General features: G+C 65.6%; 9 protein-coding genes and 1 pseudogene. 3 read left to right on the top strand and 7 right to left on the bottom strand.

Features of this window, described 5'->3' with window-relative positions:
- From VFW69_RS15785 to nicT, 5 genes are all read right to left on the bottom strand, one after another.
- Window positions 1-1,017 (bottom strand): nickel-dependent hydrogenase large subunit (locus VFW69_RS15785; RefSeq protein ID WP_526502444.1); only part of this gene is annotated, 1,017 nt, incomplete at its 3' end.
- A 103-nt stretch (window positions 1,018-1,120) separates the two neighbouring features.
- Window positions 1,121-2,176: an NADH-quinone oxidoreductase subunit B family protein gene (locus VFW69_RS15780; protein ID WP_526502443.1), complete on the bottom strand. Its 1,056-nt coding sequence runs from the start codon at window positions 2,174-2,176 to the stop codon at window positions 1,121-1,123.
- A gap of 267 nt (window positions 2,177-2,443) precedes the next feature.
- Window positions 2,444-3,229 (bottom strand): hydrogenase nickel incorporation protein HypB, encoded by a 786-nt coding sequence (gene hypB / locus VFW69_RS15775; RefSeq protein ID WP_526502442.1) that lies wholly within the window; start codon window positions 3,227-3,229, stop codon window positions 2,444-2,446.
- A 12-nt stretch (window positions 3,230-3,241) separates the two neighbouring features.
- Complete coding sequence (locus VFW69_RS15770) at window positions 3,242-3,577, bottom strand: hydrogenase maturation nickel metallochaperone HypA/HybF (protein WP_526502441.1); 336 nt, start codon at window positions 3,575-3,577, stop codon at window positions 3,242-3,244.
- A 102-nt stretch (window positions 3,578-3,679) separates the two neighbouring features.
- Window positions 3,680-4,792, bottom strand: coding sequence for a Nickel transporter NicT (gene nicT / locus VFW69_RS15765; RefSeq protein WP_526502440.1), 1,113 nt, complete (start codon window positions 4,790-4,792; stop codon window positions 3,680-3,682).
- 158 nt (window positions 4,793-4,950) lie between these two features.
- Between nicT and VFW69_RS15760 the strand changes: the two genes are divergently transcribed.
- On the top strand, window positions 4,951-5,442 hold the full coding sequence (locus tag VFW69_RS15760) for a Fur family transcriptional regulator (RefSeq protein WP_526502439.1): 492 nt from the start codon (window positions 4,951-4,953) through the stop codon (window positions 5,440-5,442).
- A gap of 2 nt (window positions 5,443-5,444) precedes the next feature.
- Here the strand turns inward: VFW69_RS15760 and mtr are convergent, their stop codons facing one another.
- Window positions 5,445-6,824 carry a mycothione reductase gene (gene mtr, locus VFW69_RS15755; RefSeq protein ID WP_526502438.1) on the bottom strand — a complete coding sequence of 460 codons (1,380 nt, stop codon included), beginning with the start codon at window positions 6,822-6,824 and terminating at the stop codon, window positions 5,445-5,447.
- Between the two features lie 4 nt (window positions 6,825-6,828).
- Window positions 6,829-7,833, bottom strand: a complete 1,005-nt coding sequence (locus VFW69_RS15750; RefSeq protein ID WP_526502445.1) for an alpha/beta hydrolase — start codon at window positions 7,831-7,833, stop codon at window positions 6,829-6,831.
- Between the two features lie 147 nt (window positions 7,834-7,980).
- Here VFW69_RS15750 and mqo point away from each other — a divergent pair, with 147 nt between their 5' ends.
- Both mqo and VFW69_RS15740 read left to right on the top strand, forming a co-directional pair.
- Window positions 7,981-9,468, top strand: coding sequence for a malate dehydrogenase (quinone) (mqo, locus tag VFW69_RS15745; RefSeq protein ID WP_526502437.1), 1,488 nt, complete (start codon window positions 7,981-7,983; stop codon window positions 9,466-9,468).
- A gap of 76 nt (window positions 9,469-9,544) precedes the next feature.
- Window positions 9,545-9,623, top strand: a pseudogene (locus VFW69_RS15740) (GNAT family N-acetyltransferase); the annotation flags it as partial.

Raw genomic sequence — 9,623 nt, 5'->3', positions numbered from 1 at the left:
ATCGGTCTTGACGAACATCTCCTGGTCGGTCCAGTCGTCGTAATATGAACTGCCCAAGAGGATTCGGATGCCGAGGTTGATGTCCACCAGCGAGTGGGTGACCAGCTTGCCGTCGACCACCACGCCCGGGGTGACGAACATGGCGTTGCCCCAGCGCTCCATGTCCTTGTATTCGAAGTTGCACACCTCGGGGTCCTGGAAGGAGCCCCAGCAGCCCAGCAGGGTGCGACGCAGCCCGACCTTCTCGTAACCGGGCAGAGCCTCGTAGAAGAAGTCGAACAGGTCGTCGTGCATGGGCACGACCTTCTTCATGAACTCGACGTAGCGCATCAACCGCGTCATGTAGTCGGTCATCAGCTGGATGGTCGCCACCGTGCCGACCCCGCCGGGGTACAGCGTGGAGGGGTGCACGTGGCGGCCTTCCATGAGGCAGAACATTTCTCGCGTGTACCGGCTGGTTTGCAGTGCCTCACGGTAGAACTCGCCGCTGAACGGGTTGAGCGAGCGCATGATGTCCGCGATGGTCTTGTACCCGTGGGCGTCCGCGTGCGGGGCGGGGGTTTTCTCCGCCAGCGAGAGGACACTCGGGTTGGTCTCGGCCACCATCTTTTCGCAGAAGTCCACGCCGACCAGGTTCTCCTGGAAGATGTTGTGGTCGAACATGTATTCCGCGGCTTCGCCGAGGTTGACGATCCACTCGCCCAGATGCGGGGGCCTCACGCCATAGGCCATGTTCTGCGTGTAGCACGAGCAGGTGGCGTGGTTGTCGCCGCAGATGCCGCAGATGCGACTGGTGATGAAATGGGCATCGCGGGGATCCTTGCCCTTCATGAAGATCGAGTAGCCACGAAAGATCGACGAGGTGCTGTGACACTCGACGACTTCTCGGTTCTCGAAGTCGATCTTGGTGTAGATGCCCAGGCTGCCCACGATCCGGGTGATGGGATCCCACGCCATGTCGACCAGTTGGCCGGGCTTCCGCTCGGCGTGGGTGGGTTCAGGAATGATGGTTGTCATCGCGCTACTTCTTCCCGCTTTGGCTGCTGTCAGCGTTCGCTGATGCGGCGACGGCTTTTCGTCTACGAATTTCAGAAGGGAACACGCCGACCCGGTAGGTGACCTACCAGGTGCGGCGCGCTCCGGTGGTGAGTTGGTCGCCGGTGTGCCGCCACCGCGGCTCTTTGTCGAGCGTGCGTTCCGTGATACCCCTCAGACTGCGAATCACGGCTCCGTACAAACCCGACGCGGTGCTCGAGAGCTTGCCGCCCGGCGGCTCGTCCATGAACGGCATGAACTTGTCTGGGAACCCCGGCATCGTGCAGCCAATGCAGATTCCACCAACGTTAGGGCAACCGCCGACACCGTTGATCCATCCGCGCTTGGGCACATTGCATTTGACGACGGGCCCCCAACAGCCAAGTTTCACAATGCATTTCGCCGAGCCATACTCGGTGGCGAAGTCGCCCTGCTCGTAATAGCCGGCCCGGTCGCAGCCTTCGTGCACGGTATTGCCGAACAACCACTGCGGGCGCAGCGCGTCGTCGAGCGGGATCATCGGCGCCTGACCGGTCGCCATGTACAGCAGGTAGGTCAGCGTCTCCGACAGATTGTCCGGCTGGATCGGGCAGCCGGGCACGCACACGATCGGAATGCCGGCCTTGCTCTTCCAGTCCCAGCCGAGATAGTCCGGCACGCCCATCGCCCCAGTCGGGTTGCCGGCCATCGCGTGGATACCCCCGTAGGTGGCGCAGGTCCCGACCGCCACGATGGCGGTGGCCTTGGGCGCCAACCGGTCGAGCCACTCACTGGTGGTCATCGGCTGCCCGGTCGCCGGATTGTTGCCGAACCCGCACCAGTAACCCTCGTCCTTGATCTTCTCGTTCGGGATGGAGCCTTCGACCACGAGCACAAAGGGTTCCAACTCGCCGCGGTCGGCTTTAAAGAACCACTCCAGGAAGTCGTCCGCCCCTCCGTTGGGTCCGCATTCGAAGTCGATCAGGGGCCAGTGCACGGCGACCTGGGGGAGTCCGGGCAGGGCCCCCAGGGCGATCTCCTCGACGCTGGGCTGGGTGGCCGCAGTCAATGCCACCGAGTCACCGTCACAACTGAGGCCCGCGTTAATCCATAGAACATGGATCAATGTTTGTTCTGCCTTGACTGCTGCTTCTGTTGGCATGCTGCAGCTTTCCGGAGCCGGGCTGGGGCTCCTGCGCCGCCGGAGTCGACCGTCGGCCCACTTGCGCAGCGCTATTTTTTGGGTCTACTCCCGCTATCGAGCGTTGTCAACGGTTAGCCGTTGCTAACTAGTAGGCACGTGTTGTATAGCGCCGAAAAGCCATGGGGCGCCGGGCTGATCCGTCGAGCCGGTTGGGCATCGCGTAGCCGGCCGTCCTGCGAATGTTTCGCAGGAGCGTGGCCGCGGTGTGACACCCGCGCGCGCCGTTCAGGGCGCGTCAGCGGCGAAGCGCCGCAGCCAGCCGAACCAGGCACCCATGCCATCGCCGGTGCGCGCACTGACCGGCAAAATCGTCGCTGCCGCATTCACTTTGCGGACATGGGCGATGTACCTGTCGACATCCACGTCGAGGTGAGGCACCAAGTCGATTTTGTTGAGCAGCACCACGTCCACCGACCGGAACATCACCGGATACTTCAGCGGCTTGTCCTCGCCCTCGGTCACCGAATAGACCATCGCCTTGGCGTGCTCACCGACGTCGAACTCCGCCGGGCAGACCAGATTCCCGACGTTCTCGATGATCACCAGGTCGAGCGCGGCGAGGTCGAGGCCGGGCAGCGCGCGGTTGATCATGGGTGCATCGAGGTGGCATTCGCCACCAAATCCGTTGCTGGTATTGAGCAGTGACACCTGGGCGCCGCGGCCGCTGAGCTTTGCCGCGTCCAGGTCGGTGGCAATATCACCCTCGATCACGCCGAGCGCCAGCTCGCCGGCGAGTTCGTCGAGCGTTGCCTGCAAAATGGTGGTCTTGCCCGATCCCGGGGAACTCATCAGGTTGAGGGTGCGCACCCCATTGCTCTCGAAGGCCGCCCGGTTGGCGTCGGCGAGCAGGTCGTTCTCGGCGAAGATCGCCTCCAGCACATCGACACGCTGACTGCCGGTCTGATAGCGGCTGTGGTCGCCATGATCGTGATCGCCATCGTGATCGTGCGGAAGGTGATCGTGCTCGTGGACGTGCGCGGTTCCGTCGTCGTGCCGATGAAATCTACCCATCGTCAACGCCTTTCACGAGACATCCAATGACGTCACCAAAAATTCGTTGCCGCGCAGCACTTCGACGTCGGAACTGTCACACCGGGGACACCAGATCGACCACGGCGAGGTGATTTCGGATTGCCCGCCGCACGCACGGCACTTGACTTCGGCGTCGACGCACTCGAGTTCCAGTTCGGCGCCCGGCATGTCTTCCGCGTCGCGGACCAGTGTCCAGCAGAAGGACAGCGACTCCGGGACCACCTGCCGAAGGGCGCCCACCCGCACCCGCACCACGTCGACGTGCCGACCGTCGGCGTGATTCTTGACGACACCGGCGATCGCTTCACATAACGACAGCTCATGCACCGCCGGTCACCGCCGATCCGCGAGCTGGGCGCAGGCCAACGAGCCCATGAGCACTGTTCTACACCCGAACGGCGTTTTGTGGTCAGCCTCGTTCCGGTCGGCTTACGCGGTCCACTTCTCTTCGATGTGCCCGTAACGCCAGACGAGCAGGGCGACCGCCCACGTGACGACGAACATGCCGACGACGAAGTAGCCGATCGTGTTGAGGTCCAGCCCGCCGATCCAGGTCCAGAACGAGCCCCGCCAACCGAACTGGTCGGCGAACAGGACGAGGATTTCGACGCTACCGATCAGGAGGGCGACCGCCACCGACAGCGCGGTGATGGTGATGTTGTAGTAGATCTTGCGCACCGGGCTGGAAAAGGCCCAGCCGTAGGCGAAATTCATGAACGAGCCGTCGATGGTGTCCAGCAGGCACATGCCGGCGGTGAACAGCACCGGCAGGCACATGATGGCGTACCAGGGCAGCCCGGCGGCTGCGCTGGTGCCGGCCAGCACCAGTAGCGTGATCTCGGTGGCGGTGTCGAAGCCGAGCCCGAACAACAAGCCAACGGGATAGCAGTGCCACGACCTGGTGATCGACTTGGTGAAGCGGCCGAGCAACCGGTTCAGCAGACCGCGGTTGTCCAGATGCCGCTCCAGTGCGGCCGCGTCGGTGTCGGGATCGTATTCGCCGCGGCGTAGCCGCGCGAAAACGCGCAGTATGCCGACCAGGACGATGACGTTGAGAAGCGCGATCGCGTACAGGAACACACCCGAGACGCTGGTGCCGATCAGCCCGGTGTAGTGGTGCAGCGTCGAGGAGTCGTCGCTGACCGGTCCGACGACCGACTTCACCCCACACGCCAGCACGACCGCGAGCCCGAAGACCACCGTGGAGTGGCCCAGCGAAAAGAAGAAGCCGACGGCCAGCGGGCGCTGCCCATCGTTCATCAGTTTGCGGGTGGTGTTGTCGATGGCGGCGATATGGTCGGCGTCGAAGGCATGCCGCATACCCAGGGTGTAGGCAGTCAATCCGATGCCGACGCCAAAAGCCTTGCCGCCCAGGCTGTATTGGGCCGGCGCCACGAAGAGGGCCATGGTGAGCCAGCCGAGCAGGTGCAGCGCGACGATCACCGCCAGCATCGCTGCCAGTCGCCGCCATTCCGCCGGTGTCAGGGCGCCGATCAGCCTGGTCGCCCGTGACGGCCGCCAGTCGATCTCGGTGCTGGCCACTGGGGTCCTTCCGGCGCGTCCTTGCGGTATCGGCTGAGAACAACCGGCACGACTGTAAGTTCCCCGGTTCGCCAGATGCAAGTGAGTTGCAGGAATCGGTGAGGTCGCGGTTGCGGCGAAGACTGGCGGTCCGGCCGCCTGGGGACGACACTGAACCAGTGACGCCCAAGCCGTCGGTACTGGATGCGTCGGCCACCGAGAGGATCGGCGATTTTCTGCGCGCCCGGGGGCTGCGGCGAATGGCGTCGCGGATCCAGGTGCTGGCGGTGCTGGAGCCCGTCCACGGTCACCTGCCGGTCGCCGAGATCTACCAGCGGGTACGGGAGTGCCTGCCGTCCGGCACCCACGCGCCCGACGTGGCGACCGTCTACCGCACGGTGACCACGCTAGTCGAGCAGGGCGTGCTGCACGCGTTGACGCTCGACGGCGGCGTGACGACCTATGGGCTGGCCACCGCGCCGCACCATCACGCGGTCTGTACCAACTGCGGAACCATCATCGAGGTGCCCGCCCGGCAGCTGAGTTCGGCGCTCGAACACGCGATGGCGGGCAGTTCCTTCGCGCTGTCCGACGCCGCCGGGCTGACGTTGCATGGTCTGTGCCCGCAATGCCAGGACGACCAGCCTGCCGCGCGGCCACGGCGGCGCTGAGGTCAGCGCAGACCCAGCACCGCGTTCTCCACCACCTCGGGAAGCGCCGGATGGATCCAGTACTGACCGCGGGCCATCTGCGGCGCGGTGAGTCCGAAGCTCATTGCCTGGACCAACGGCTGGATGATCGATGACGCCTGAGGTCCCATGATGTGCGCGCCCAGTAGGCGACCGGTGCCGCGCTCGGCGATGAGCTTGACGATCCCGGTGGTGTCCTCGGACGCCCAGCCGTAGGCGACGTCACCGTAGTCCTGTATTTTCACCGATACCTTGAAACCCTTTGCGATGGCTTCGTTTTCGGTCAGTCCGACGCTGGCGACCTGCGGATCGGTGAACACCGCCGAGGGCACGTAACGATGGTCGGTGACGGCCATCGCCCCTGTGTCGTCCCAGTCGCAGAACAGGTTGTGCTGCACGACGTGCGCTTCGTGGTTGGCCACGTGCTTGAGCTGGTACGGCGACGAGACGTCGCCGAGGGCGAAAACGCCACGCGCCGTGGTCCGCTGGTACTGATCCACGGCCACCAGGCCGTCCTCGACGGCGACGCCGGCCTGCTCGAGGTCGAGTTGATCCGCGTTGGGGATCCGGCCGGTCGCCACCAGCAGCGCGTCGGCGTGCACAGTGCGGCCGTCGTCGAGTTGCACCGCGACGCCCGAGCCTTGGTTTTCTGCGCCCACGACGTTGCGGTGGGTGTGCAGTTCCCATTTGCTCGACGCGATGCGGGTGAAGCGTTGGCCGAGGACTTCGTCGAGATGCCGCAGCAGTGCGGAGCCCCGGACCACCAGGCTGACGCGCGAGCCCAGCGAGGAGAAGATGTGGGCGAATTCGGCCGACACGAAACCACCGCCGACGATCATCAGATGCTCTGGCAGTTCGGGGATTCGCATGATCGTGTCGCTGGTGTAGTACCGGGCGCCGCAGTCGAGGATCGCCGGGGGCACCACAGCCCGCGCCCCCGCGGCGATCACCACCTGGTCGGCCGTGAACTCGTCGCCGCCATCGGTGCGCAACAGGTAGCGCCCGTCGGACTGGACCGGACCGAACCGGGTGTGCTGCTTGTACACGTCGACGTTGGGTGCGGAGCTGCGATAGTCCTCACCGCCGACCCCGATCGGATCGATGCGCCCGAAGACGCGCGAGACGATATCGTCCCAGCGCACCCGGTCGATGCGCGCGTCGATGCCGAAGCGCGCCGCATCCCGGATCGTCTGGGCGACCTCGGCGGCGTAGACGAACATCTTGGTCGGGATGCACCCAACGTTCAGACACGTGCCACCGAAGGTGCCCTCTTCGCAGATCGCCACCCGCTTCTCGGCGAAGCGGTCATCGAGAATGCTGTTGCCCGAACCGGTTCCGATGATCGCGACGTCGTAGGTCTCCAAGCCGTCACCCCTTTCGCAGCGATGCCGAGGCATCATTATCGGCGCGCAGGTAGCCGTCCAGCCAAAGATCCAGTTCCCGATAGGCGACTTCGCGCGGCCCCGGCAGCGATAAGAACACGTCGTGCTTGGCGTCGGCCACCGGGACCACGGCCGTGCGGTTGCCGATACAGCCCGCCCAGCGGGCGATCTGGGTGACGTCGAGAACCGCGTCGCCGCACCGCATGGACGCGGAATCGGTGCTTTCGTGCACGCTGTGATCCGATCGCAGGATCAAATTGGGCACGCCGACGTCGAGACCGCGATGCAGCCGGGCCTGGCCGCGGCGGATGGCGTGCAGCCAGCCGAAGGTGATGGGGAAGCCGCCCACGGGTTTCCATTGCAGGTCGTAGTCGAATTCGCCGCCATAGGCGCGGTGCAGGGTGGTGCCGTAGCCGCCCTCACCCGGCGCCCGGGCCACGCCCTTGGACCGCACGCGGGACAGGCCGGCGATCAGCCTCACCGTCGCGGAATGCCGCAGGATGGGCGGGCCGGGCAGCTCCAAAAAGGGGCTGTTGAGCACCAGGCCGCCAACGCGGGCGTGCGCGGCCGGGTCTCGCCGGCGCAACCGGTCCAGCCACAGCGACACGATGAGGCCGCCCGCGGAATGCGCGTACAGCAGCACCTGGCCGTGTTCCGCGATCCCGGCCAGCGCCTGATCGAGTTCGGCCTCGTAGTTGGTGAGGTCGGTGATGTAGTGCGGCGTCTGGCCGTCGCGCCGCGACCGGCCGCACTTGTGGAGGTCCAGGGCGTAGAAGGCGAAGCCGCGGGCCGCGAAATGATCGGCCAGCTCGGTGTGGAAGAAGTAGTCGGTGTAGCCGTGCACCGCCAGCACCGCGTGCGCTGTTTCCGGGGCCGGCTTCTGCGGGCCGGGTCCGCGCCGTATCAGCGTCGCGAAGATGTCGCCCTCACCGGCCGGATCGGACCCGAGCGCGATGGTGCGCTGCTGATAACCGGGGAGGACATCGGGCACCCAGCCGGTCACTTCGCCGGTCACCCTGCCAGTCACGAGGCCAGCTTAGAGCTTTTGCTGGGTGCGAGGCGGCGCACGCCGTTCGCGGCCCCGTTGCCTCGGGATAACCTGAGGATCGGCCCAGTCGAGGGAAGGACCAGCAAGCCGGTGTCATCGCTAGCCAGAACCACGTCCACAGACGTCGTGCTGGTAGGCGCGGGCATCATGAGCGCGACGCTGGGAGCGTTGCTGCGCCGGCTGCAGCCGGATTGGTCGATGACCTTCGTGGAGCGTCTGGATGCCGTCGCCGGCGAGAGCAGCGGCCCGTGGAACAACGCGGGCACCGGCCATTCGGCGCTGTGCGAGCTGAACTACACCCCGCAGCGCGCCGACGGCTCGATCGACATCAGCAAAGCGGTGCGCATCAACGAGCAGTTCCAGGTGACCCGCCAGTTCTGGGCCTACGCGGTCGAGAACGGGATCCTGACCGATCGACGTTTCATTACTGCGATCCCGCACGCGAGCTTCGTGCGCGGCGCGTGGCGCGTCGACTATCTGCGGCGCCGACAGCAGGCCCTGGCGCCCAACCCATTGTTCGCCGGCACCGAATTTATCGACGACGCGGGAGAATTCGCCCGCCGGTTACCGTTCATGGCGGCCGGACGCGACTTCTCCGTACCGACGGCGCTCAACTGGGCGCCCAACGGCACCGACGTCGACTTCGGAGCCCTGTCACGACAATTCGTCGGCTTCTGCGTGCGCAGCGGCGCGACCGCCCTGTTCGGCCACGAGGTCCGCAACCTGTCCCGCCAGTCCGACGGCACTTGGACGCTGCTGATCCGCAACCGGCGCACTGGCGAAAAGCACCGTCTGAACGCCAAATTCGTCTTCGTCGGTGCCGGCGGTGACGCGCTGCCGCTGTTGCAGAAGTCCGGCATCGACGAGGTCAGGGGTTTCGCGGGATTCCCGATCGGCGGCCGGTTCCTGCGCGCCGCCAACCCGGCGCTCACCGCCGGTCACCGGGCCAAGGTGTACGGAGCTCCGGCGCAGGGCGCCCCGCCGCTGGGCGCGCTGCATCTGGACCTGCGCTACGTCAACGGCAAGCCGTGGCTGGTGTTCGGCCCGTACGCCGGCTGGTCACCGAAGTTCTTGAAACACGGGCACTTCACCGATCTGCCCCGCTCGGTGAAGCCGGACAACCTGGCGTCCTTGCTCGGTGTCGGCGTCAGCCAGCTGACGCTGGTCAGATATCTGATCGGCCAATTGCGGCTGTCCGCACCGGATCGGCTTCGCGCGTTGCGCGAATTCGCCCCCACCGCAGTCGCTTCGGACTGGGAGCTGACGGTGGCGGGCCAGCGTGTGCAGGTGATCCGGCGGGACAAGCGCAAGGGCGGGGTGCTCGACTTCGACACCACGGTGGTGGGTGCCGCCGATGGAAGCATTGCGGGGCTGCTCGGCGGCTCCCCGGGAGCGTCGACGGCGGTGCCGATCATGCTCGGCGTGCTGGAACGCTGCTTCGCCAACCGGTTTCAATCGTGGCTTCCCGCGCTCAAGGAGATGGTTCCGTCGCTGGGGGCGACGCTGTCGGATGAGCCGGCGCTGTACGACGAGGTATTTTCATGGGGAACTAAGACGCTGGGGTTGGGCGGCACATGACCCGCCCCGGCGAGTACGCAGAGCAAAAGAGCGATGTGGGAGTACCTCCCGCTTGTGGGGGGGAGGGGCGGCGCCAGTGATAGAAGCACTGCGACGTATTTGGGCTAAAGACCTTGACGCCCAAACACTTTACGAGCTACTCAAGCTCAGAGTGG

This window comes from Mycobacterium sp. (genome assembly GCF_036273375.1).
In the GTDB taxonomy this organism is placed as follows: domain Bacteria; phylum Actinomycetota; class Actinomycetes; order Mycobacteriales; family Mycobacteriaceae; genus Mycobacterium.
Note: the sequence above shows the minus strand (reverse complement) of the source record. Positions and strands in the feature narration are given on the sequence as shown.